The sequence below is a fragment of the Allobosea sp. P1_A7 genome (genome assembly GCF_056406775.1).
In genome coordinates this window covers 1-21,756 of sequence record NZ_JBFTZN010000058.1, presented here as the reverse complement: position 1 = coordinate 21,756, position 21,756 = coordinate 1, and the positions used below count along the sequence as shown (strand labels likewise).

Below are 21,756 nucleotides of genomic sequence, written 5' to 3'. Positions count from 1 at the left end.
GCCGCCATGCAGGATAAGCCCCGCCTCGGCTTCCTCTTGGGAGACGCGACCGGAATCGGTCCCGAGATCGCGGCCAAGGTTCTCGCCGCGGGCCGCTATCGCGAGCATGTCCGGCTCGTTGCGGTCGGTGATCATCGCGTGCTGGAGCAGGGCGCGCGCGATGCCGGTGTTCAGCTCCGCTGGACCGGCGTGACCGAACCCGACGAGATCGACTGGGATGCTCCCGAGATCCCGCTCGTCGATCTCGGCAATGCCGATCCGGCCCAACTCGGGCGCGGGCAGATATCGGCGGAATCCGGTCGGATCACAGGCGAGACGCTGGCCCGTGCGATCAGCATGGCGCAGGCTGGGCAGCTCGATGCGATCACCTTCGCGCCGCTGAACAAGGCCGCGATGTTCGCAGGCGGCTGGCGCTTTCCCGACGAGCACAAGTTGTTCGCGCATCTGCTCAGACATCACGGCTATTTCTCGGAAATGAACGTGCTCGACGGCCAGTGGATGTCGCGGGTGACGTCGCATGTCTCGCTGCGCGAAGCCCTCGACCTGATCGATGCGCGTGCGATCACCGATGCGGTCGAACTCGTCGATCGCATGATGAAGCGCGCGGGGATCGTCAGCCCGCGCATCGCGGTGGCCGCACTCAATCCTCACGCCGGCGAGAACGGCCTGTTCGGCCGCGACGAGATCGAGCTGATCCGGCCGACCGTGGAGCGGATCGCGGCTGGCGGCATCGGCTGCACCGGGCCCTATCCGGCCGATACGGTCTATATTCGTGCCTTTGCCGGCGAGTTCGACAGCGTTGTGGCCATGTATCACGACCAGGGGCAGATCGCGACGAAGCTCAGGGGCTTCAATCGTGGCGTCACGGTGACGGCGGGGCTCGACGTCGTCTTCACGACGCCAGCGCATGGCACAGCATTCGACATTGTCGGCAAAGGCGTGGCCTCGCCCGGCGCGCTCCAGAGCGCCGTCGAACTTGCGAGCCGGCTGGCGACAGTATGCGTCGCCGCCTGAACCGCCGGGCGGGTCGCGGCGATGCCGCTATCCGCCTGGCGCCGGTCAGCTGGCGGCGCGAGTGAGATTGTCGCCGCGGAGCGCCTCCAGCACCGCATCGGTCACCGAGCGCGTGGTCGCCGTGCCGCCGAGGTCCGGCGTATGGTTTGCCGCGTCAGCCGTGACGCGCTCGATCGCGCGCATCAGCCGCGCGGCTGCGTCTCCCTCGCCGAGATGGTCGAGCATCATCACGGCGGACCAGAAGCTGGCGATCGGATTGGCGATGCCCTTGCCGGTGATGTCGAAGGCAGAGCCGTGGATCGGCTCGAACATCGAGGGAAAACGGCGCTCGGGGTCGAGATTGGCGGTGGGGGCGATGCCGATCGAGCCGGCGAGGGCTGCGGCGAGGTCCGACAGGATGTCGGCATGAAGATTCGTCGCCACGATCGTGTCGAGGCTCCGCGGCTTCAAGGTCATGCGGATGGTCATGGCGTCGACCAGCATCTTGTCCCAGGTCACGTCAGGAAACTCGCGCGCCACTTCGGCGGCGATCTCATCCCACATCACCATGCCGTGACGCTGCGCGTTCGACTTGGTGACTACGGTCAAGAGTTTGCGGGGGCGAGAGCGCGCCATTTCGAAGGCGAAGCGCATGATGCGCGTGACCCCGCCGCGGGTGAAGATGGAGACCTCGGTCGCGATCTCCTCGGGTTGCCCGCGATGCGAGCGCCCGCCTTGGCCGGCATATTCGCCCTCCGAATTCTCGCGCACGATCACCCAGTCKAGATCATCCGGGGCCACGCCGCGCAGGGGGGGCTCGATGCCCGGCAGGATGCGCGTCGGGCGCACATTCGCGTATTGGTCGAAGGGCTGGCAGATGGCCAGCCTCAGGCCCCATAGGGTGACATGATCGGGCACATCGGGCGCGCCGACGGCGCCGAAATAGATCGCGTCGCAATCGCGGATGCGGTCGAGCCCGTCTTCGGGCATCATCCGGCCATGGCGCTTGAAGTAGTCCGAACCCCAATCGAAATGGGTGAAGTCGAACGCGAAATTGCCGGACCGGGCGGCGCATAGCGACAGGACCTCGATCCCTGCTCCGATCACCTCGGCGCCGATCCCGTCGCCGGGAATGGCGGCAATCCAGTAGGTTTTCATCAGACGGCTCCGCCCTTGCGTTCGAATAATTGCCTATTGTCGACAATCATAAAGCCCTGTCGGAAATAGTCTACCGGCTGGGCAAGGAAAACCTCCGCTCTCATAGCTTCGGGTATCCCCGACGGATTGTCGGCCTGCGCCTGGGTTCGTCCGAATGGCACTTGGTTAGCTGCTTGACTAATAGATAGTACGCTACATATATGCGTTCTATGGACGACACCCAACCTGGATTCGAGCGCAGCTTCCTGACGGAGCTGTCGACGGCCGGCCGCAAATTGCGAACCCTGTTCGATCGCCTTGTGCGCCAACGCGGCCTGACCTTGTCGCGTGCACGCGCATTGCTTCATCTCTCGCGTTGCCCGGCGATCAATCAGACGGAACTCGCCAGTCTGCTGGAGGTCGAGGGCCCGACCGTCGTGCGCCTGCTCGACGGGATGGAGAAGAACGGCCTGATCGAGCGAAGCGCCATCGACGGCGATCGGCGGGCGAAACAGATCAGCCTGACCCCGGCCGCCCAACATCAGGTCGAGGAGATCGAGGAGATCTCCGGCGAGATCGGCCGCGAGGTATTGCGCGAGATCGACCCTGCCGAACTCGAGATCACGATCCGCGTGCTTCGGCAGATGATCCGCAACATGGAGCCGGCGTCCTGAGGCACCATGGCCATGGCAATGACCGATGAAGCGGAAGCGCGCCCCGAAGGCCAGGCGGATCATTCGCCTGCGACAGTCCAAGAGCCTCCCGCCCCTGAGAGCCCGGCTCTGCTGCCGGCAAAGCCCTTTGCCGTCGCCGCGGCCTATGTCGCGGCCGCCGCCCTTCTGATTGGCACGCAGGGCCTCGGCATGAACTTCGTCGCTGCCAATACCAATCAAATCCAGGGTGCCTTCGGCGCGACGCAGCTTGAGATCAATTGGCTGATCGCCGCCTATATGGCGCCGAATGTCAGCATGACCCTGATCCTGACCAAGGTCCGGACGCAGTTCGGGCTGCGCCGCTTCGCCGAGCTCGGCATCTGCATCTTCGTCGCCGCCTCGCTTCTGCATCTCATCGCGCATGATCTGCATTCGGCGATCGGGGTCCGCTTCCTCGCGGGCATGGCCGCATCGCCGATATCGACACTCGGCTTCCTCTACATGCTCGAGGCCTTTCCTCCGGCCAGGAAGATGTCATGGGGCTTGAGCCTGACGCTGACCTGCTCCGCGGGCACCCCTACGCTGGCGCGGCTGATCTCGCCGATGCTGCTCGATATCGGTCAATGGCAGGGCCTCTATACGATGGCGATCGGCCTCGCGCTGATTTCGCTTGCCGTGATCTTCTATCTGCCACTGACGCCGATTCCCCATGCGAAGGTCCTGCAGCGGCTGGATTTCATCAGCTACCCCTTGATTGYGATCGGCTTTGGCCTGCTCGCGGTCATCCTGGTGATGGGCCGCCTGGTCTGGTGGCTGGAAGCACCCTGGATCGGCTGGTGCCTTGCCTTGGCCATCCTGTCGCTCGGTCTTGCCGTGGCAATCGAGATCAATCGCGAGACGCCGCTGCTGAATGTGCGCTGGCTGATGAGCCGGGAAATGCTCCATATCACGGCGGTGCTGCTGGTCTTCCGCATCGTGCTGTCCGAGCAGACTTCGGGTGCACTCGCCCTGTTCCAAAATCTCGGCCTGCTCAATGAGCAGAGCAGGGGGCTATATGTGGTGATCCTGCTGGCTTCGCTTTGCGGCGGGCTCCTTTGCGGCGCCACTCTCAAGCCCGAGCGCGTGCCGCTGCTGCATGGCGTCGCGCTGCTCTGCATTTGCGCCGGTGCCGCCATGGATAGTCAGGCGACCAATCTGACGCGGCCGGACAACATGTATCTGAGCCAGGCCCTGATCGCGTTTGGCGGCGCGCTGTTCCTGCCTCCGGCGATGCTGACCGGTCTCATGGCCGCGCTCCGCCAGGGGCCGACCTTTATCACCAGCTTCATCGTGGTTTTCCTCTTCACGCAGAGTCTGGGCGGCCTGATCGGTTCGGCTTTCTTCGGCAGCTTCGTCACGCTCCGCGAGAAGTTCCATTCCAGTCTTCTCGTCGAGCATTTCTTGCTGTCCGACCCGGCGGTGGCGGAGCGGTTGAGGCAGCTTTCGGCAGTCTATGGAAAGCTGCTCACCGACGGGCGGCTGCTGAATGCCGAGGGCGTCGCCCTGTTCGCCCAGCAGGCCAGCCGCGAAGCCAATATCCTGGCCTATAACGACGCATTCCTGCTCATCGCGGTCCTGGCAGGAGCCGCGCTCGGCGGACTGATCATCCATCTGCTCTACGCAAGACTGCGCAGCGCCAGGTTCTTCTTACGCCCGGCCGAAGCCCTCTGAACCGAAGCCAGCCATCATGCCGAAAGCCATTCGCTCACCTGGAACCCTGATTGCGCTGCTGGTCGCCGCAGGCGGTGTGCTGCTCGTGCTTTACGCCTGGCGGCTGCCGCCCTTCGCCAGCTCGGTCGAGAGCACGGAGAATGCCTATGTCAAAGGCCAGGTCACGATCATCAGCCCGCAATTGGCGGGCTATGTGAAGAAAGTCGCGGTTCAGGACTTCGAAACGGTGAAGGCTGGTGATCTCATCGTGCAGATCGACGACCGGATCTACGAGCAGCGTGTGCGGCAGGCGCAGGCCACTCTTGCCGGCCAGCGGGCCACCCTCGCCAATGCCGATCAATCGCAGCGCGCCGCCGAAGCGCGCCTGCGCTCCGGAGAAGCCCAGATCGCCAGTGCGCAGGCGGCGGTCGAAACCGCGGAAGCCAATGCCGGGCGCATCCTCGCCCTGCGCGAGAAGGGGATTTCGACGCAGAGCGCGGCCGATCAGGCCAGTCTGGTGCTCGACCAGGCCCGCGCCAGCCTACGCCAGGCCGAAGCGGCCCTCGATGTCGCCCGGCAGGATCGGCAGTCCATCATCGTCGGGCGCGCCGGGCTGGAGGCAGCCGTGCGCAATGCCGAGGCAGCAGTGCAATTGGCCGCGATCGATCTGCAGAACACTCGCATCCTGGCGCCGCAGGACGGCAAGATGGGCGAGATCGGCGTGCGGCTCGGGCAATATGTTGCTGTTGGCACGCAACTGGCGTCGCTGGTTCCGGCCAGGAAATGGGTGATCGCGAACTTCAAGGAAAACCAGCTCTCCGGGATGAAGATCGGCCAGCCGGTGACCTTTACGGTCGATGCGCTGCATCACGCCTCGTTGACCGGGCATGTCCAGGAGTTCTCGCCAGCCACGGGCTCCGAATTCAGCATCCTGAAGGCCGACAATGCGACCGGCAATTTTACCAAGATTGCGCAGCGGCTGCCGGTGCGGATCGCGATCGATCAGGACCAGCCTTTGACCGAGGATCTGGCGCCCGGCATGTCGGTCATCGTCAGCATCGACACCGCCACGCCGGTTGAGGCAGCCGTCAACCTATCCAGCGCCGACAAGCAATAACATCGGCGTGCAAGCGACCAGGGGGGACAATTGCGGACTTCTGGATCGCCCGCGCTCCAAAATGGCTGCGGTGATCCAGAAATCTCCAGTCCCGAAAGCGCCGAAACGGCAGGCGCCAACGGCCGTCAGCTTCGCGGCCGGGTCAGGCGCTGGAGCCTGAGCGCGGGCCGCGCTTGGCGCGCGGTGGCTTCGCGACGACGGGTGCGGCCGGGACCACCTTGGCCTTGCGACCCAGGCCCGATGCCTTTGCAAKGGCGGCCCGGGCCTCGGAATAGTTCGGTGCGACCATCGGATAGTCTGAGGGCAAGCCCCACTTGGTGCGATATTGCTCAGGAGTGAGATTGTAGGCCGTACCCAGATGACGCCTGAGGGATTTGAACGATTTGCCGTCTTCCAGGCAGATGATGGCGTCCGGCGTGACCGACTTCTTGATCGGAACGGCTGGTACGAGCGCGACCGGTGGCGGCGCAGCTTCGGATTTGGCGTCGAGCTGCGCGAACGCTGAATACGTGCTCGCAATCAAGCCAACGAGATCGCTGCGAGGGACATTGTTATGTGCGACGTAGGCCGAAATAACCATCGCCGTGAGATCAATATAATTTTCATCTTCGTTGGCCATGGCTTTTCCCAAATCAGAATATTGCGCCTAGGTCTCATTTAACCTGCCGAACGTTCTATTTGCAATACTCGTTGCGGTGGTTCGCTCAATTCCGATGCTTGCAGTCCCGGTTTATTCTGGTGAGAGGGCGTGCGGCGGCCTACTGAACTGGGTGGTGACGCGCCTGTTCGAGACTGGCCTTGGCCAGCATGGCCTCCAGCGAGGCGAGAACTTCTGGCACCATGAAGAGGGAGATTTCGTTCTTCCCATCGACTTCCAAGGCGATTACGGCGCCCAGTGTCGTGTCTGCGCTGACTGTAACGTGCTTCACTTTGATCACTGCAAACTCGCGCGTCGGCTTCTGCGGCATTCTCTCACCCCCGTTCTTTGATCTGTGTTCGTCATTCGATATCAACTTACAACGTATTCACAGCCGCCTCGCCACGTGCCCCCGGCACCGTGATCCTCGCGAGCGGCCAATGTGACGACGAGGCCGTTAACACGCTCTCCCCGCCAGAACCCTTGATGCAGCCGATCAGTCCCTGGACGTGTTCGACGGCGTGGGCGATGTTCAGCTGATTGCGGAGCCTGTCACCTCGCGGCCGTCACCTCTGGTCCCTTCGCGTGCAATGCCTTGCGCGTCTCATAGTCGACGATCGCGGCCCTCAGAGCTTGCAATTCGAGGGCTTTCGCCGAATTGGGCTGCGCATCCTCGATCTGGCCGATGCGCAGAAGCGCATACCGGTAATCCTCATGGCAGGTGATGCAGACGCTGTGCGTTTCCGGTTTGAGTTCAGTCACCGCGGTCATCGGATCTCTCCTTCCGTGGCTGATCCCAGAAAACTAGTTTGGACGGTTGGGGTTTCAAGAGGGTGTGACGCTGTCGCGAAGCTCGCCGCGGATGCTTCCAAGGGGGCGGCTTCGTCCTGGTCTGCGGAGCAGACGCGCGCATCGAAACGGCCGCCTCCAGTGAAGCCCTTGGTGCCTCATGGGCCCAGCAGATGGGGATGTCTCTCGGGGCGCGGGATTTCTATGGGGAGGGGGCGTTTCGGCGCGGGCCGCAATCGCGGCCAAAGCACCAGGGTTTGAGGGCTATGGGACAATCCACACCTGCCACGGCCGTGTTGAAAGCGGGCGGCGTTTCCTTCGAACTCCGAACCTATGAATACGACCCCAATAGCGATCGCGTCGGTCTTCAGGCGGCCCAGTCCCTGGGTGAACCACCCGGTCGGGTCTTGAAGACATTGATCGCGCAGGTCGACAACATACCCGTTTGTCTGGTTCTCCCATCAGACTGCGAGGCAAGCATGAAGAGGGTGGCCGCGGCCGTTGGAGGCAAGAGCGCGCGTATGCTGGCGCCGAGCGATGCCGAGCGCCTGACGGGGTATAAGGTCGGCGGCGTCAGCCCATTCGGTCAGAAGCGCAAGCTGAGGACCCTTGTCGAGATCACGGCCGTCTCCGAGCCATATGTCTTCGTCAATGGAGGGTTACGTGGCCTGCAGGTCCAGCTGGCGCCGGACGACCTTGTCCGCGCAAGCAATGCGGCGACCGTCGCGATCGTTTCCTAGCGGTGATCGTCTCTGGCTCGGCTTCTGCGACGTTCCGGGCTCGCGCGATCAAGCGCTGGTCCGGGAGAAGAGGGCCCGACGACACAGCGCGGTGATTGCGGCGGCTTCGTTGTGTCGAACCCGGCGTTGAACGCCGCCACTCGCAGGTCTGGCCTCGGGTTCCAATCCAGCGGCCGAACACCATTGGAGATGCCCCAGCAATCTGCTCCCCGTCTCGTTGCGCCGCTTCCCTCGGCGCCTCTGGACGTCGCTTGACAGGCTCTGTCGATCAAAACTAGGCTAACATAGTTATGCTTCTTATTCTGTAATTATAGAATAAATCCATACGAGGCGACCGCCTCGCATAAGGGGAGCGTGCCGCTATGACAGACGTCGTCGACAGCAAACGAAACCTGCTCAAGGCCGGCCTTGTCGGTGGCCTTGCACTTGCGGCAGCGTCCAGTTCAGCCAGGCAGGCGGCGGCACAAGCCGCTCCCAACAGCCTGCTGCGCACCGTTCTCGACCGGGGCAAGMTCATCGTCGGCACGGGCTCGACCAATGCGCCCTGGCATTTCGAGGATGAGAAGGGACAGCTCGTCGGCATGGACATCGCCATGGGGCGGATCCTCGCCAAGGGGCTCTTCGACGACGACAAGAAGGTCGAGTTCGTCAGGCAGGATGCGGCTCAACGCATTCCCAACATCAATACCGGGAAGGTCGACATCGTCATCCAATTCATGACGATGTCACCGGCGCGGGCGCAGCTCGTCGCGTTCTCCCGACCCTATTATGTCGAGGGCATCGCCCTGCTGACGCGCCCCGACAGCGACAAGAAGAGCTTTGACGCCCTGCTCAAGGCAGGATCGGGTGCACGGGTCTCCATCCTGCAGAACGTCGATGCCGAAGCGTCGGTGAAGAAGGTCCTGCCGCAGGCGACGGTCATGCAGCTCGACAGCCAGGCCAATGTCGTCCTTGCGCTCGATTCAAAGCGTGCCGATGCCGCCGCCGTCGATCTCTCGACCGTCTGGTGGCTCGCGAAGCGCCACCCCGACAAATATGCCGATGCCGGCAAGTCCTGGAACTCCATGCTGTACGGCGCGGCCATGCGCCAGGGCGATCCGGACTGGGTGCGCTTCGTCGACACCACCTTCGGGATCGCCATGTACGGCCACCAGAACGAGATTTTCGATGTCGCGATCAGCGATTATTTTGGTCTGACGCCGCCAGTCCGCGAGACGGGGCTGCCGAAATTCTGACGGCGGCTTTCGCGGTCGCGCTTCGCCGACCCCTGCGCTCGCCGCTGGCGCGCGGCAGGGCGGCGAAGTCGCCTGCACGGCCCGTGACGAGACGTCTCCCGGCATGACGAACTACCACTTCAACTTCGCGATCGTCTGGCGCTACGCCGCGAAGCTGTTCGACGGTCTCCTGCTCAGCATCGAGCTCGCAATCGCGACGATCGCGATCGGCATGGTGATCGGGCTGGTTCTGGCGCTCGTCGAAATGGACGGGCCACGCTGGGCCAGGCCGTTCATCCGGGGCTATGTCGAGTTCATCCGCAACGTCCCGCTGCTGCTGCTCGTCTATCTCGTCTTCTACGGCGTGCCGAGCGCGATCGATCTGCAATATGACGCCACCACCTCGTTCGTGGTGACGCTGGCGATCTATTCCGGCGCCTATCTGGTCGAGGTCCTGCGCGCCGGCTTCGAAGCCGTGCCGAAAGGGCTGATCGAGGCTGGCAAGGCGATCGGTCTTACGCCAGCGGGCGTGCTCGTCCATGTCCGGCTGCCGACGGCGCTGCGCATCGCCCTGCCATCGCTCTCGAACACCTATGTCTCGCTGTTCAAGGACACCTCGATCGCCTCCGCGATTGCCGTCCCTGAACTGGCTTACGGCATGCGCTGGATCGAGACGCAGACCTTCCGGACGGTCGAGGTCTATCTGCTCGCGACGCCGATCTATCTGGTCACCAGCTACGCCATCCTGCTGCTGTTGCGGCTGGCCGAGCGGCGCTATGCCATCACGCGGTGAGCGGCCATGACGTTGTTCCTGCAGACGCTTCCGTTTCTGCTCGATGGCCTGCGCATCACGCTCCTGGTCTCGGCCGGCGTGATCGCGCTCTCGCTGTTGATCGGTGTCCCGCTCGGTTGCGTGCTCGCTTTCGGCCCGCTCTGGGCGCGGTTTCCGATCCGGATCTATGCCGATTTCGTGCGCGGCGTACCGATCCTGGTGTTGCTCTATTTCGTCTATTACGGGCTGCCGGCCATCAAGGTGAACCTGCCGAGCCTGACCGCCGCGATTGTGGCATTGACCGCCTTCAAGTCCGCCCAGGTCATTGAAATCACCCGCGGCGCCTTCCAGTCCATCCCCAGAGGGCAGACGGAAGCGGCGAAGTCCATCGGGCTCGGCCTCCTCGACCGCTTCGTCCATGTGCTTGCACCGCAGGCGATCCGACGCTTCCTGCCTCCCTTCGTCAACAGCGTCGTCGATACGGTGAAGGGCTCCTCGCTCGTCTCCCTGCTGGGGATCGTCGACCTGATGCTCGCGCTCCAGCAGGTGATCGGGCGCACCCATGTGGCGTTGCCGCTCTATGTGATGGGGGCGCTGATGTATTTCGCCATCAACTATCCGCTTTCGACGCTGAGCCGGCGTCTCGAGAAGCGTTTCATCTGAGCGGGAGGACGATCATGATCGAGACGCCCGACGAGCCGGTGATCCGCATCAAGGGCCTGACCAAGTCCTTCGGCGCGCACCAGGTGCTGAAGGGCATCGATCTGGATGTCGGCAAGGGACAGGTGATCGCCGTCATCGGCCCATCCGGAAGTGGCAAGACGACCTTGCTGCGCTGCATCAACTTCCTCGAGGAATATGATGGCGGCTCGGTCCGGATCGATGGAGTGGAGGTCGGCTATCGGGATGACGGCGCCGGTCGCCGTCGGCGCAGTGACCGGGAACTCGCCAGCATCCGGGTCGATGCGGCAATGGTCTTCCAGCAGTTCAACCTGTTTCCGCATCTGACGGCGGCCCAGAACGTCATGCTCGGGCTGATGAAGTCGCGCGGCAAGAGCAAGGGCGAGGCAAGGCAGATTGCCGAGAAATGGCTCGTGCGCGTCGGCCTCTCCKAGAAGCTCGACGCGCTGCCCTCGCAATTGTCCGGTGGGCAGCAGCAGCGGGTCGGTATCGCGCGAGCGGTTGCGATCGAGCCGAAGGTCCTGCTGCTCGACGAGATAACCTCCGCGCTCGATCCCGAGCTTGTCGGCGAAGTGCTGGAGGTGGTGCAGGAACTGGCTGCAGAGGGGCGCACGATGATCCTCGTCACCCATGAAATGGCCTTCGCCAGGGAGGTGGCCGACCGCGTGGTGTTCACCGACCAGGGACTGATCGCGATCGACGCGCCGCCGAAGGCCGTCTTCGATGAACAGTCGAACGAACGATTGCGGGCTTTCCTCTCGCGCTTCGCCGCCTTTCGGCATGCTCATTGAGCGGCTGCTGGCGCCCTGACACCCATTCCGACCGAGTTCAGCGATGCCGCCTCCATCCGATCTTGCTCCTCCCTCCGATCTTGCGATGTCGCCCTATGAGAAGCTGGCACAACTTGGTCTTGAATTGCCGCAAGTGCCGACACCGATCGGCAATTTCACGACCCATGTCCGGGAAGGTACGCTGCTCTACCTGTCGGGTCAGGGGCCGACGCATGAGGACGGTCGCATCCACACGGGCAAGGTCGGCGCCGACGTCTCGGTCGAGGAGGCGTATGCTCATGCACGCCTGACGGGGCTGAACCTCATCGCGGTGCTGCACACGGCACTGGGGGACCTTCGAAAGGTCAGGCGCATCGTCAAGGTGCTCGGCATGGTCAACGCCACGCCGGACTTCACCGACCATCCCGCCGTCATCAATGGCTGCTCGGACCTCTTCGTCGCGGTCTTTGGCGATGCTGGCCGGCACGCGCGTTCAGCCGTCGGGTTCGGCTCGCTGCCGCGCCGCATCACCGTGGAGATCGAAGCGGTCGTCGCGGTCTCATGATGCTACTGCCTGAATTGCCAGCCAAGGCTTGCTTCGATGCGCTGTGCCGCGCTCCGGACTGCATCGGCGAAGCGGGAGGGCTCCTCCTGGACCTTGAATTCCGGCAGCACGATCGAGATGGTGATCACGCAATCTCCGGAATTGTTGCGCACCGGTGCCGCGACGCAGGCCACGGCATAGTCGGATTCGCCAGCCTGCACGGCGATGCCGGCGGACAGTGCTTCGTCGGATTGCTCGGCGAGCGCGACCGGGTCGACCGTTGCCCGCCCCGTTGGCGAGGCCTTGGCGCAGCGCCGGAACAGCGCCACCCGGTCCTGAAAATCGAGATGGGCGACCAGAAGCCGGCCCGAGGCGGTCCAGTTCAGGGGCACCCGGGTTCCGATCCGCGATGTGACCTTGAAGTGGCCGGGCCCCTCGGCCATCGCCTCCACCACCATCATGTCGCCGTCACGGCCGCAGATCTGGACTGTCTCACCGACCTCGCGAGAGAGCACATGCATCTCGTGGGTGGCGACCGTGATGATCTCAAGATCGCGCGCGTAGGCGAGGCCGTAGTGATAGAGTTTGGGGCCGAGCCAGACCACGCTGCCATTGCGCGAAAGCAGGTCCCTGGCGACCAGTTCCTCGACGAYCGAATAGACCGTGGACAGCGGCGCTCCGACCGCGCGGGCGATATCGTATCCGGTCGCCGGCCGCGCCGTCTCTTGGAGATAGTCAAGGATCTGGACCGATCGCTCGATTCCGCTGACCCGCGTGCGCCGCGGCCCAGTGGCGGAGGGCGCGGACGCCACGCCCATCTCACTGTCCTTCATCTGCCAGCTCTCCGTCACGCGATTCCGCGGACCCCTTACCGTAACCATGCTTCCGGAGGAACGCCATGAACAAGCCCGATACCCGAAAGGCGCTCGGTCTCCGTGCGATCATCAATGTGTCGGGAACGATGACGGGGCTCGGCGCCTCGATCATCGTGCCGCAGGCCATCGAGGCGATGGCTGGGGTCATGCCGCAATTCGTCGAAGTCGACGAACTTCAGAAGGTCGCCAGCGGCGTCATCGCCAGATTGTGCGGAGCCGAGGCTGGATTCGTCACGGCTTCCTGCTCGGCTGGCATCACGCTTGCCGTGGCCGGGGCGATGACGGGCAGTGACCTCTATGCCGTCGAACGACTGCCGGACACGACGGGCCTGAAGGACGAAGTCCTGATCATGACCGGGCATATGGTGAGCTACGGCGCTCCCGTCGAACAAGGCATTGCGCTCGCTGGCGCCAGGGTGGTGCCGGTCGGGCAGGCCACGAGCGTACGGCCCTATCAACTGGCCGGAGCGATCTCGGAACGGACCGCCGCTGCGGTCTATGTCGTGTCCCATCATACGGTCAGCTATGGGCAGCTCCCGCTCGAGGAGTTCGCCGCCATTTGCCGGGCAAGGGGGGTGCCGGTCATCGTCGATGCCGCTTCGGAATACGACCTCCAGCGCTTCCTGGCCGCAGGCGCGGACATTGCGCTGTATTCGGCTCACAAGTTTCTCGGTGGCCCGACAGCCGGAATCGTCGCCGGTCGCAAGGACCTCGTGCGCGCGGCATTTCTTCAGAACGGCGGCATCGGCCGCGGCATGAAAGTCGGCAAGGAGAGCATCGTCGGCACTATCGCTGCCCTGGAAGCATGGGAGACGCGCGACCATGCCGGCATCCGGGAGCGCGAACAGGCCGCGCTTGCGCTGTGGCGCGAACGACTGGCCGAGAGGCCGGGGATCCGTGTCGAGATTGAGCCTGATCCGACCGACAACCCGCTCGACAGGATCAAGCTCTCGGTCGAACCGCAGGCCGCCCATATCACGGCCTGGGACCTCGCCGATGCGCTCGCACGCGGGGAGCCGCCGGTTATTGTGCGCGATCACGAGGTCGAGCACGGATTCTTCTATCTCGACCCCTGTAACCTTCACCCAGGCCAGGAGAATATCGTCGCCGATCGACTGGCCGCCGAGCTTGGCGCCGCCCTGCGCAGCAATGAGATCATCGCCACGCCGCTGGAGGAACGCCGAAGCCGTCGGGCAGCCTATCTCAGGCGTTGGCCGGATTGATGCCTATCCCGCGGATCGCAGGCTCTGGTGACTGTCGGTGCGTCACGCTTTTAGGTGCAGGCTCACCAGCACGGTGATTTCCGCTCCCGCCGGCAGCGAGACCGCAACACGCAGGAAGTTCCCGAAATGCGCGAGCCGCTGGAAGGTCACGGCGTTCTCGCGCGCAGGCAGATCGAAGAGCGAACCTTCCGGGGCCCAATGCAGCCCGTCGGCCGAAATCTCGATGCGGGCCCGCGGCAGCGCACCCTTCGGTGGCTTGAGGGCCCGCACGAAGATGATGGCTTCCTTGGCCCAGCCGGCCTCGTAGGGCTCGGTTGCGGCCTCGCCCGTCCAGGTTTCGTTGCGGGCGACGATGGCGGTGAGGTTCTCGGGCAGCATCAGAAATCTCCCGACAGGCAAACGGAATCGAGATAGGCGAAGGCGCGCTTGTCGGAGTCGGTTTCGGCGAAGAAGCCGAGATTGAGCATGCACCAGAGGTTCTTCATGGCCGGGATGCGGATCGACTCATAGCTGCTCATGTCGAAGCTGCGGTCGTTCACCTGGAAGCCGGTGGCGCGCATCGTCGCCAGATCGAAGTCGAAGCGCAGATAGTGCCAGTTCACCTTGGTCGGAATCTCGTTGTAGCAGAGCCGCTGCTCGCCGCCCGGCAGGTCCTCCCAGTCGTCCGGCGAGAGATGGTAATGCGAGATCGTCTTGCCGGCGGAGCCGATCGGCTTGATCGGCGTGGTGCGGCGCTTGAACTGCCATTTCTGGACATGCTCGCCGTCGAGCGCATTGAGAAAGCGCAGATGCGGCATCACGCGCTCGCCGCCGGCGCCATGCTGGTCGCCGACTTGGAGATCGTAAAGGAAGCCGAACGAGCGGATGTCGGTTTCGGATAGCTGCAGTTCCGTCGCTTCCGGCTTGAAGCTGAAATAGGCCTCGAGACGAATCGGTCCGGGTTTGCGGAAGGTCAGGCGCTTGATTGCGACGTTCTGCGCGCCCTTCTTCGGCCGTGTCGCGATCTTCAGCGCATAGGAGCCGTCGACGCCGCCATGCGAACCGAAATCCCAGTTTGGCAGCGTCGAGAGCATGGCGTGCGAATGCTGGGCATAGCCCGGCAGCATGGCGTCCAGCGTGTCCTCGTAATTGCCGACGAGCTGGGTCCAGCCGCACATGCCGCGGTCGAAATCGTCGAGGCAGATGATGCGAGGCAAGGGTTCGAAGCGGCTGAGTTGCGGATCCGCCTCGCGGATCGCACGGCGCATGTCGTCGAGTTGGGAGCTGGTCGCGGTCATTGGGCTTACCCCTTCACCGCGCCGGCGGTCAGGCCGGCGACGAGGTGCTTCTGCATGAGGATGACGAAGGCGAGCACCGGCAGCAGCTGGACGGCAGAGGCGGCGAAGAGCACGCCCCATTCGACGCCCTCGACCGCGCCGATCATCTCGGCGACGACCAGCGGCGCGGTCTTGGCCTTGGTCGTGGTGAAGATGAAGGCGAAGAGGAATTCGTTCCAAGCGTAGACGATGACGAAGACCGCGACCGCCAGCATGCCTTGCGCGGCCAGCGGGAAGATGACGCGCCTGATGATCTGGAACTGCGAGGCCCCGTCGATCATCGCCGCCTCGTCGAGTTCACGCGGGATCTGGTCGATGAACGTGCGCATCACGATGGTGCCGAGCGAGACGAAGAAGGTGGCGTAGAGCACGATCAGGATGAGATGCGTGTCGTTGAGCCCGAGCCAGTTGACCACCGGAAAGAGCGGCAGCGTGATCACGATCGGCGGGATCAGGCGAATGAAGATCAGGAAGAAGGCGCTGGCCTGCAGGCCCCTGCTGGCGTGACGGGAATAGGCGAAGCCGGCGAGCAGTGAAACCGTGACGGCAAGCACGGTCGCTCCGGACGTAACCAGGAAACTGTTCCAGAGCCCGTGGAAGAAGTCGCCCCAGCGGCTCCAGAGCAGCTCGTAATTGGCGAGCGTCGGCGTGAAGCTGAACCGCGACGTCAACGAGAAGATGTCCCGGTCCGACTTGAAGGACGACATCACGATCAGCGCGATCGGCAGGATCGACCAGGCGGCGATCGCGAGAACGCCGAAGCCCTTCAGGACCGCAAGGGGGAATGAGCGCTTACGCATTTTTTCTGAACATCTCCCGGTAGAGAGAGCGCAGGTAGAACAGCGCAAGCAGGAGCGAGGCGAGCACCAGCAACCAGCCGGTCGCAGCCGCGGCACCGAAGGAGTTGTACCGGAACGCCTCGAGATAGAGATAGACGGCCATCACCTCGGTGGTCCGGGCGGGACCTCCGCCGGTCATCAGCCAGACCTCTGAGAACAACCGGAAGGCGAAGATGTAGCGGAACAGGGCGGCGATCAGCAGCGCCGGCATCAGGAGTGGCAAGGTGATGCGGCGGAACGCGGTCCAACCCGTTGCGCCATCGATGGCGCCCGCCTCATAGAGCTCGTCCGGGACGGAGAGCCTTGCGGCGTAGATGATGATGAAGCTGAATGGTAGGTGCAGCCAGATCGAGAGCAACGAGACCATGAAGAGGCCATGCGACGGCTTCACCGCCCATTCGATCGGTGGTAGGCCGAACCATGCGAGCGCCTGGCTCATCATCCCGACATCGGGCTCGAACAGATAGCGCCACATCACCACCGCCGAGACCTCGCTGACCGCATAGGGGGCGAGCACGATGGCGAGCAGGAGCGCCCGGAAGGGCACCCCGGAGGCGAAGAACAGCGCCATGAGCAGGCCGAGCAGCAGCTCGACATGCACGACGACGGCGACGACGATGACCGTGTTGATCAACGCCCGCCAGAAATACGGGTCGCCGAGCACCTTGGCGTAGTTGGCGAGGCCGACGAAGCTGGCTGCCTGACCGAAGGAGGATTGGTTCAGGCTGAGCCAGAACACATAGATCGCCGGCAGGAAGATGATACCGCCGACCATCAGCTGGACCGGGCTGACGAGGGCGAGGGCAGAGAGGGGCGTGCGACTGGCCATGATGCTCAGGCGATACGGTGGCGCGCGAGCATCTCGCGGTCGATTTCGATGCCGAGGCCGGGACCTTGCGGCACGTCGAGCATACCGTCGACGAGCTGATGCCCTTCGCCGACGACCGGTGTGGTGAAGCTGTCGCGCAGCGGATTGGCGTAGACCATGCACTCGAAGGTCCGCAGGCTCTCGGCCGCGGCGGCGAGCTGCAGGCTGGCGGCAACACAGATTGCGCCGGACCAGCCGACATGGGGGGCATAGGCCGTGTTGAAACTCGCGGCGAGTTCAGCGATGCGCCAGGTCTCGGTGATGCCGCCCGAGCGTGTGACGTCCGGCTGGATCAGGCCGAGCGAGCGGTCCTGCAGCATCATGAGGGCCTCGCTGGCGACATAGTMGCTCTCGCCCGCCGCGAGCCGGATCGGCAAGTGTTGGGCGAGGCGCGCATAGCCTGCGCGATCATGCGGCGCGATCGGCTCCTCGAAGAAGCCGTAGCCGAGATCGGCCAGCGCCCGTCCGACGATCATGGCGTCGTCGACGTCATAGGCCCAGTTGGCGTCGACATAGAGGGCGATATCGTCCCCGGCGAGCTGGCGGATGAATTTGGCGCGCGCGATCGCGTCTTTCAGGGGATGGCCGAGCTTGACCTTGATCTCGCGGAACCCGGCCGTCAGCGCCGCTGCGACCTCTGCTTCCACCGTCGCATCGTCGAGCCAGTTGATCGATGAGGCATAGGCCGGCACGCGGAGCCGCCCCATGCCGCCGAGCAGCTTGTGGATCGGTGCGCCGGCGGCTTTGCCGGCAATATCCCAGAGAGCGATGTCGATCGCGGATATCGCTTCGACCAGTTGCCCGCCAGGCCGCCCGGAGAGGGCATGGCGCATCAACTTCCACAGGGCCCGCCGGTCTGCGGGATCCTTGCCGATCAGCCGCGGGCTCAGCGCATCGTCGATCAGGCGCGCATAGCCGGCGGCTCCGCGGCGCGCGAGCGCCTCGCCGTAGCCGGTGATGCCGTCGCTGGTCGTGACCTCGACGACAACGAGCTCGATCGCGGGATAGTCACCTTGCGAGGTGCGTTGCGTCTTCTCGAGGGTCGCCCGCAGGGGATGGGACTCGATCCTGGCGATGCTGCGGCCGGTCATCTGGTATCGGTCCCTGGTTTGCGGGAAGGCTGATCAACCTAACTGATAGGTTGATCAGTTGCAAACCTGCTCTGTATCTGTCAATCATGAAAGTGGAGGATGCGAATGACCGAAGCCGCGACACTGCCCGAGATCGACAGCGACCCGTTCGGCGCCTCCGATGTCGTGCCGACGCGGCTGGGCGATGCGTTGATCGCGCGCATCACCCAGGCAATCCATGATGGCAGGCTGAAGCCCGGCGACGCGCTTCCATCCGAGGCGCGCCTTGCCGCATCTTTCGGAGTCAGCAAACCGATCGCGCGCGAGGCGATCCGCCAGCTCGCAGCCATGGGCGTCGTCAACATCCAGCAGGGCAAGGTCACGCGTGTCCAGGCGCTCGATGCCGCTCCGCTCGATCGCTTCTTTCGCTTCGCCGTGAGAGGCAGCAAGACCGGGCTCACCGAGGCTGTCGAACTGCGCCGCATCCTCGAGCCGCCGATCGCGCGTTATAGCGCCGAGCGTCGCTCGCCCGCCGATATCGAGCGCCTGACTGGCATCCTCGTGCGCATGGAGGCGTCGCTCGGCGACGTGCCGCGCTGGATCGAGGCCGATCTCGATTTTCACGAGGCGATTGCCGCCTCCGCCGGCAACCGGCTGCTTGATCTCCAGATCCAGGGCCTTCGTCCGGTGATCCGTGAAGTGATGGAGATCTTCAATTCGCGCAGCGCCCGCACGCAGGCCGATTGGCGCAAGACCTATGAGCGCCATGTCCGCGTTGTCGAAGCGATCCGCGCCGGCGACGCCGAGGCGGCGGAAATGGCCATGAACAAGCATTTCGAAGCGGCTGAAGCCGCCATCGCGGAACTCGCGACACTCGGGGAGGATAATCATGACGGCAGGAACAGGGTTGGACCGTAGGCAGCTCCTGGGCGGCTTCATCGGCCTGAGCTTTGCCGGCGCCGCTCCGGCCTTCGCGCAGCAGGGCGGCCCTTTCAACGTCTTTGCGCACCGGGTGATGCAGACCGTCGCGACCGGTGCACAAGGCGGCGACATCACGAAGGATTGGGCGCAGAAGAATGGTGCCACGATCCAGTGGACGACCTTTGATACCGGACCGTTGCAGGAGCGGCTGTTTCGCGAGGCAAGCCTCTCCGAAAGCACCGTCGATGTCGGCTTCGTGCTGAACACGCAGGTGATCCCACGCGCCGCCAACCTGTTCGAGCCGCTCGATGGCTACATGAGCCGCGATCCCCTGAACGCAATCAAGCTGCTGCGCGAGCTCTTCGAGGCCGGTGCCTTCCCGCGCAATTTCGCGACGCTCTCGCCCGAGGACGTCAATGTCTGGATGCAGACCGGGCGTGCCGCGATGAGCCTGCAGAGCATGGGCCGCAATCGCATCTACAACGACCCGCAGAAGWCGAAATTTCCCGGCAAGATCAGAACGGTCGCCGTCCCCGCCTCGAAGACGCTGGCCGGAAAATATGACGCTGCGCCAGCCAAKGTCGAGTTCTGGGGCATGGTCATCCCGAAGAACGCGAAGCGCAAGGATCTCGCCTGGAGCTTCATCAAGGCGATGACCGCGAAGGATGCGACCCTGAAGGCTGCCCTCAACGGCAATGGCCCGGCGCGCGCCTCGACCTATGCCGATGCCGGCTTCGCCAACACCGTTCCCTATGCGGCGGAAGAGCTGAAGGTGCTCAAGGTCGCCCGTGTGCCGCTGCCGGCCTTCGACGAGGCGGCTCGTGCCGGCGACCTGTTCAAGGAAGAGGCCGAAGCCGCCGTGCTGGGCATGAAGACGCCGGAGGAGGCCATGTCCTCGCTCGTCAAGCGCGTGCAGCCCCTGCTGCCGGCCTGAACCATCTCTGACAATCGCGCGGCACAGCGCGGAGCACCATCGGGAGGAACGCCATGGACAATCGCACTCTTTCGCGCCGCCGCTTCGGACTGCTCGCCAGCGGAGCGGCCGCGTCGCTGGCCTTGCCGACAGGCGCCATGGCTCAGGCCCGGACGGTGACCGCACTCGGGCACCGTGTCCATCAGACCTCGGCCACGATGGGCCCGGGCGGCGATGCCACCGAAGCCTGGCGCAAGCAGGCAGGCGCGGCGGTCAACTGGGTCACCTTCGGCGATGTCAACGCCATCCATGAGCGCCTCTTGCGCGAGGTGACGCTGACCGAGACCTCAATCGATCTCGCCTACCTGCTCAATGGCCGCGCCGTACCGCGCAATCTCAAGCTGTTCGAGCCGCTGGATGCCTTGCTGAAGGATGCGCCGGTCGAGGACTTCGCCGATTTCGCGCCGGGACTGGTCGAGCCGTTGAAGGTCGACGGCGCCCTGCACGGTATACCGGTTCGCCACGCCACCAATGCGCTGATCTATAACGAGGCGCTGCTGGAAGAACGCGGCATCACCAAACTGCCGGCCACCTTCGAGGAACTGATCGAGGTGGCGCGCAAGCTGACCTTCAAGCGCGAGGACGGCACGCAGGTCAACGGCCTCGCCTTCACAGCGGTCTTTGCCTCCAATTTCCTGACCCTCGCCCGCTGTCTTGGTGGCGACTACATGACCAGCGACGGCAAGCTCGTGGCGGCAGAGGCGCCAATGGTGAAGGCCCTGACGGTGCTTGCCGATCTCTACAAGGCGGGCGCGCTGCCGCGCAATTTCGCGACCGTCAACAACGAGGAGATCACCACCTGGATGCAGCAGGGCAGGGCGGCAATGACGATCAACCCCTTCGCCCGGCTGGTGACCTATAACGATCCGGCCAAGGGCAAGTATGGCGGGCGCTTCAAGTCGCTGCTGCCGCCGATGGCCTCCGACCTTGTCGGCAAGGTCGCGTTTGCGCCGACAGTCGAGTTCTGGTCGCTGGTGATCCCGAAGAACAGCAGGCAGAAGCCGCTGTCCTGGGATCTCATCCGGGCTCTCTCGTCGAAAGCCGGCACCAAAGCGATGGCCCTGAATGGCAACGGCCCGGTCCGGATCTCGACCTATGCCGATCCGGCGCTGATTGCAGCAATGCCTTATGCGGCCGACGAGGCGGCAGCGCTCAAAGCCTCTCGCATTCACCTGCCGGCTTTCGACGAGCAGGCGCGCGCCCATGATATCTTCATCGAGGAGACGCAGGCCGCAGTGCTCGGCATCAAGCCGCCGCAACAGGCCATGGACGACGCGGTGAAGCGCGTTCGCCCGCTGCTCGGCTAGGCGGATGGCAGGGCTTCATGGGCGCGTCGCCCTGGTCACCGGCGCGGCGCGGGGGATTGGCTTGGCCGTGGCATCGGAACTGGCCCGGGCCGGTGCGCATGCCGTGCTGCATGATCGCGATGCGGCCGCAAACGAGGCGGCCCTCTTGCCGCTGCATGCGACCGGGCTGAAGGCGAGCGGCCTGATCGCGGATCTTGCGGACCCGGCAATGCCTGGGCGAATGCGTGATGACCTGAATGCTCAGGGCCTCGTTCCCGACATCCTGGTGCTGTGTGCTTCGGTCGAGATCAGGGAGCGGTGGGACGCTGTCAGTRATCGTGCCCTGGCGGTGCAGAGCGAAGTCAATYTCCACGCCACGGTCCGCCTGATCCAGGCCTTCCTGCCCGGCATGATCACGGGCGGCTTTGGCCGGGTGATCGCGATCGGCAGCGTCCAGGAGGCCAGGCCCAATGCCGATTGCCTTTACTATGCCGCCACCAAGGCGGCCCAGACCAGCGTGATCCTGAATCTCGCGCGCACCGTCCGGGCGCCGGACGTCACCTTCAATGTGATCAAGCCGGGCGCGATCCTGACCGATCGCAACCGCGCCGTGCTGACCGACGCGGTCTATGAGGCGGCGGTCCTGGAG

Annotated in this window: 25 protein-coding genes; 15 read left to right on the top strand and 10 right to left on the bottom strand. The window is 64.2% G+C overall.

Going from position 1 to position 21,756, the window contains the following annotated elements; translation table 11 throughout:
• Positions 1-6 precede the first annotated feature (6 nt).
• Complete coding sequence (locus AC1D34_RS12680) at positions 7-1,014, top strand: PdxA family dehydrogenase (protein ID WP_476824387.1); 1,008 nt, start codon at positions 7-9, stop codon at positions 1,012-1,014.
• Between the two features lie 45 nt (positions 1,015-1,059).
• Here the strand turns inward: AC1D34_RS12680 and AC1D34_RS12675 are convergent, their stop codons facing one another.
• Positions 1,060-2,151 (bottom strand): tartrate dehydrogenase, encoded by a 1,092-nt coding sequence (locus tag AC1D34_RS12675; RefSeq protein WP_476824386.1) that lies wholly within the window; start codon positions 2,149-2,151, stop codon positions 1,060-1,062.
• Between the two features lie 209 nt (positions 2,152-2,360).
• On the opposite strand from AC1D34_RS12675, the gene AC1D34_RS12670 reads away from it, so the two are divergent.
• Genes AC1D34_RS12670 through AC1D34_RS12660 form a run of 3 tightly spaced genes read left to right on the top strand, consistent with a single transcriptional unit; the run spans position 2,361 to position 5,589 of the window.
• Positions 2,361-2,804, top strand: a complete 444-nt coding sequence (locus AC1D34_RS12670) for a MarR family winged helix-turn-helix transcriptional regulator (RefSeq protein WP_476824396.1) — start codon at positions 2,361-2,363, stop codon at positions 2,802-2,804.
• 18 nt (positions 2,805-2,822) lie between these two features.
• A complete protein-coding gene (locus AC1D34_RS12665) occupies positions 2,823-4,493 on the top strand; it encodes an MFS transporter (RefSeq protein ID WP_476824395.1) in 1,671 nt (556 codons plus the stop codon).
• Positions 4,494-4,509: 16 nt separating this feature from the next.
• Positions 4,510-5,589, top strand: a complete 1,080-nt coding sequence (locus AC1D34_RS12660; protein ID WP_476824385.1) for an HlyD family secretion protein — start codon at positions 4,510-4,512, stop codon at positions 5,587-5,589.
• A gap of 142 nt (positions 5,590-5,731) precedes the next feature.
• Here AC1D34_RS12660 and AC1D34_RS12655 read toward each other — a convergent pair whose 3' ends face one another.
• From AC1D34_RS12655 to AC1D34_RS12645, 3 genes are all read right to left on the bottom strand, one after another.
• Positions 5,732-6,208 (bottom strand): Ros/MucR family transcriptional regulator, encoded by a 477-nt coding sequence (locus AC1D34_RS12655; RefSeq protein ID WP_476824384.1) that lies wholly within the window; start codon positions 6,206-6,208, stop codon positions 5,732-5,734.
• 139 nt (positions 6,209-6,347) lie between these two features.
• Positions 6,348-6,557, bottom strand: a complete 210-nt coding sequence (locus AC1D34_RS12650) for a hypothetical protein (protein WP_113516134.1) — start codon at positions 6,555-6,557, stop codon at positions 6,348-6,350.
• Positions 6,558-6,778: 221 nt separating this feature from the next.
• A complete protein-coding gene (locus AC1D34_RS12645; RefSeq protein WP_441492144.1) occupies positions 6,779-6,997 on the bottom strand; it encodes a hypothetical protein in 219 nt (72 codons plus the stop codon).
• A 284-nt stretch (positions 6,998-7,281) separates the two neighbouring features.
• Here AC1D34_RS12645 and ybaK point away from each other — a divergent pair, with 284 nt between their 5' ends.
• The 6 genes from ybaK to AC1D34_RS12615 all read left to right on the top strand — a co-directional run bounded on the left by ybaK (position 7,282) and on the right by AC1D34_RS12615 (position 11,757).
• Positions 7,282-7,755, top strand: a complete 474-nt coding sequence (gene ybaK / locus AC1D34_RS12640; protein WP_476824383.1) for a Cys-tRNA(Pro) deacylase — start codon at positions 7,282-7,284, stop codon at positions 7,753-7,755.
• 362 nt (positions 7,756-8,117) lie between these two features.
• A complete protein-coding gene (locus AC1D34_RS12635; protein ID WP_476824382.1) occupies positions 8,118-8,990 on the top strand; it encodes a transporter substrate-binding domain-containing protein in 873 nt (290 codons plus the stop codon).
• 103 nt (positions 8,991-9,093) lie between these two features.
• Positions 9,094-9,762, top strand: a complete 669-nt coding sequence (locus AC1D34_RS12630) for an amino acid ABC transporter permease (RefSeq protein ID WP_441492141.1) — start codon at positions 9,094-9,096, stop codon at positions 9,760-9,762.
• 6 nt (positions 9,763-9,768) lie between these two features.
• On the top strand, positions 9,769-10,404 hold the full coding sequence (locus tag AC1D34_RS12625; protein WP_441492140.1) for an amino acid ABC transporter permease: 636 nt from the start codon (positions 9,769-9,771) through the stop codon (positions 10,402-10,404).
• Between the two features lie 14 nt (positions 10,405-10,418).
• Complete coding sequence (locus tag AC1D34_RS12620) at positions 10,419-11,213, top strand: amino acid ABC transporter ATP-binding protein (RefSeq protein ID WP_476824381.1); 795 nt, start codon at positions 10,419-10,421, stop codon at positions 11,211-11,213.
• A gap of 43 nt (positions 11,214-11,256) precedes the next feature.
• Positions 11,257-11,757 carry a RidA family protein gene (locus AC1D34_RS12615; protein ID WP_441504204.1) on the top strand — a complete coding sequence of 167 codons (501 nt, stop codon included), beginning with the start codon at positions 11,257-11,259 and terminating at the stop codon, positions 11,755-11,757.
• A 2-nt stretch (positions 11,758-11,759) separates the two neighbouring features.
• On the opposite strand, the gene AC1D34_RS12610 is transcribed toward AC1D34_RS12615, so the two are convergent.
• Positions 11,760-12,569: an IclR family transcriptional regulator gene (locus AC1D34_RS12610; RefSeq protein WP_476824380.1), complete on the bottom strand. Its 810-nt coding sequence runs from the start codon at positions 12,567-12,569 to the stop codon at positions 11,760-11,762.
• A gap of 65 nt (positions 12,570-12,634) precedes the next feature.
• On the opposite strand from AC1D34_RS12610, the gene AC1D34_RS12605 reads away from it, so the two are divergent.
• Positions 12,635-13,834, top strand: coding sequence for an aminotransferase class V-fold PLP-dependent enzyme (locus AC1D34_RS12605; RefSeq protein WP_441492136.1), 1,200 nt, complete (start codon positions 12,635-12,637; stop codon positions 13,832-13,834).
• Positions 13,835-13,876: 42 nt separating this feature from the next.
• On the opposite strand, the gene AC1D34_RS12600 is transcribed toward AC1D34_RS12605, so the two are convergent.
• Genes AC1D34_RS12600 through AC1D34_RS12580 form a run of 5 tightly spaced genes read right to left on the bottom strand, consistent with a single transcriptional unit; the run spans position 13,877 to position 17,948 of the window.
• On the bottom strand, positions 13,877-14,212 hold the full coding sequence (locus AC1D34_RS12600) for a hypothetical protein (protein ID WP_441492135.1): 336 nt from the start codon (positions 14,210-14,212) through the stop codon (positions 13,877-13,879).
• Positions 14,212-15,081 carry a DUF6772 family protein gene (locus AC1D34_RS12595; RefSeq protein WP_476824394.1) on the bottom strand — a complete coding sequence of 290 codons (870 nt, stop codon included), beginning with the start codon at positions 15,079-15,081 and terminating at the stop codon, positions 14,212-14,214. The genes AC1D34_RS12600 and AC1D34_RS12595 overlap by 1 nt, the downstream gene beginning before the upstream one ends.
• 35 nt (positions 15,082-15,116) lie before the next feature.
• Complete coding sequence (locus tag AC1D34_RS12590) at positions 15,117-15,950, bottom strand: carbohydrate ABC transporter permease (RefSeq protein WP_441492134.1); 834 nt, start codon at positions 15,948-15,950, stop codon at positions 15,117-15,119.
• Positions 15,943-16,818, bottom strand: coding sequence for a carbohydrate ABC transporter permease (locus AC1D34_RS12585; protein ID WP_441492133.1), 876 nt, complete (start codon positions 16,816-16,818; stop codon positions 15,943-15,945). The genes AC1D34_RS12590 and AC1D34_RS12585 overlap by 8 nt, the downstream gene beginning before the upstream one ends.
• A gap of 5 nt (positions 16,819-16,823) precedes the next feature.
• Positions 16,824-17,948 carry a mandelate racemase/muconate lactonizing enzyme family protein gene (locus AC1D34_RS12580; protein ID WP_476824379.1) on the bottom strand — a complete coding sequence of 375 codons (1,125 nt, stop codon included), beginning with the start codon at positions 17,946-17,948 and terminating at the stop codon, positions 16,824-16,826.
• 105 nt (positions 17,949-18,053) lie between these two features.
• Here AC1D34_RS12580 and AC1D34_RS12575 point away from each other — a divergent pair, with 105 nt between their 5' ends.
• From AC1D34_RS12575 to AC1D34_RS12560, 4 genes are all read left to right on the top strand, one after another.
• Positions 18,054-18,845 carry a FadR/GntR family transcriptional regulator gene (locus AC1D34_RS12575; RefSeq protein WP_441492131.1) on the top strand — a complete coding sequence of 264 codons (792 nt, stop codon included), beginning with the start codon at positions 18,054-18,056 and terminating at the stop codon, positions 18,843-18,845.
• Positions 18,817-19,782 (top strand): extracellular solute-binding protein, encoded by a 966-nt coding sequence (locus AC1D34_RS12570; protein ID WP_476824378.1) that lies wholly within the window; start codon positions 18,817-18,819, stop codon positions 19,780-19,782. The genes AC1D34_RS12575 and AC1D34_RS12570 overlap by 29 nt, the downstream gene beginning before the upstream one ends.
• 53 nt (positions 19,783-19,835) lie before the next feature.
• The gene (locus AC1D34_RS12565; RefSeq protein WP_441492129.1) at positions 19,836-21,128 is read left to right on the top strand and encodes an ABC transporter substrate-binding protein; all 1,293 of its coding nucleotides are present in this window, start codon (positions 19,836-19,838) and stop codon (positions 21,126-21,128) included.
• 4 nt (positions 21,129-21,132) lie between these two features.
• Positions 21,133-21,756: SDR family NAD(P)-dependent oxidoreductase (locus AC1D34_RS12560; RefSeq protein ID WP_476824377.1), on the top strand; the 624-nt coding region annotated here is incomplete at its 3' end.

Coding starts and splice junctions, on each gene's coding strand:
- AC1D34_RS12650 (WP_113516134.1), bottom strand. CDS start 6,557: ATGCCGCAGAAGCCGACGCGCGAGTTTGCAGTGATCAAAGTGAAGCAC.
- AC1D34_RS12595 (WP_476824394.1), bottom strand. CDS start 15,081: ATGCGCCGTGCGATCCGCGAGGCGGATCCGCAACTCAGCCGCTTCGAA.
- AC1D34_RS12585 (WP_441492133.1), bottom strand. CDS start 16,818: ATGGCCAGTCGCACGCCCCTCTCTGCCCTCGCCCTCGTCAGCCCGGTC.
- AC1D34_RS12600 (WP_441492135.1), bottom strand. CDS start 14,212: ATGCTGCCCGAGAACCTCACCGCCATCGTCGCCCGCAACGAAACCTGG.
- AC1D34_RS12575 (WP_441492131.1), top strand. CDS start 18,054: ATGACCGAAGCCGCGACACTGCCCGAGATCGACAGCGACCCGTTCGGC.
- AC1D34_RS12670 (WP_476824396.1), top strand. CDS start 2,361: ATGGACGACACCCAACCTGGATTCGAGCGCAGCTTCCTGACGGAGCTG.
- AC1D34_RS12630 (WP_441492141.1), top strand. CDS start 9,094: ATGACGAACTACCACTTCAACTTCGCGATCGTCTGGCGCTACGCCGCG.
- AC1D34_RS12615 (WP_441504204.1), top strand. CDS start 11,257: ATGCCGCCTCCATCCGATCTTGCTCCTCCCTCCGATCTTGCGATGTCG.
- AC1D34_RS12680 (WP_476824387.1), top strand. CDS start 7: ATGCAGGATAAGCCCCGCCTCGGCTTCCTCTTGGGAGACGCGACCGGA.
- AC1D34_RS12645 (WP_441492144.1), bottom strand. CDS start 6,997: ATGACCGCGGTGACTGAACTCAAACCGGAAACGCACAGCGTCTGCATC.
- AC1D34_RS12660 (WP_476824385.1), top strand. CDS start 4,510: ATGCCGAAAGCCATTCGCTCACCTGGAACCCTGATTGCGCTGCTGGTC.
- ybaK (WP_476824383.1), top strand. CDS start 7,282: ATGGGACAATCCACACCTGCCACGGCCGTGTTGAAAGCGGGCGGCGTT.
- AC1D34_RS12565 (WP_441492129.1), top strand. CDS start 19,836: ATGGACAATCGCACTCTTTCGCGCCGCCGCTTCGGACTGCTCGCCAGC.
- AC1D34_RS12590 (WP_441492134.1), bottom strand. CDS start 15,950: ATGCGTAAGCGCTCATTCCCCCTTGCGGTCCTGAAGGGCTTCGGCGTT.
- AC1D34_RS12625 (WP_441492140.1), top strand. CDS start 9,769: ATGACGTTGTTCCTGCAGACGCTTCCGTTTCTGCTCGATGGCCTGCGC.
- AC1D34_RS12605 (WP_441492136.1), top strand. CDS start 12,635: ATGAACAAGCCCGATACCCGAAAGGCGCTCGGTCTCCGTGCGATCATC.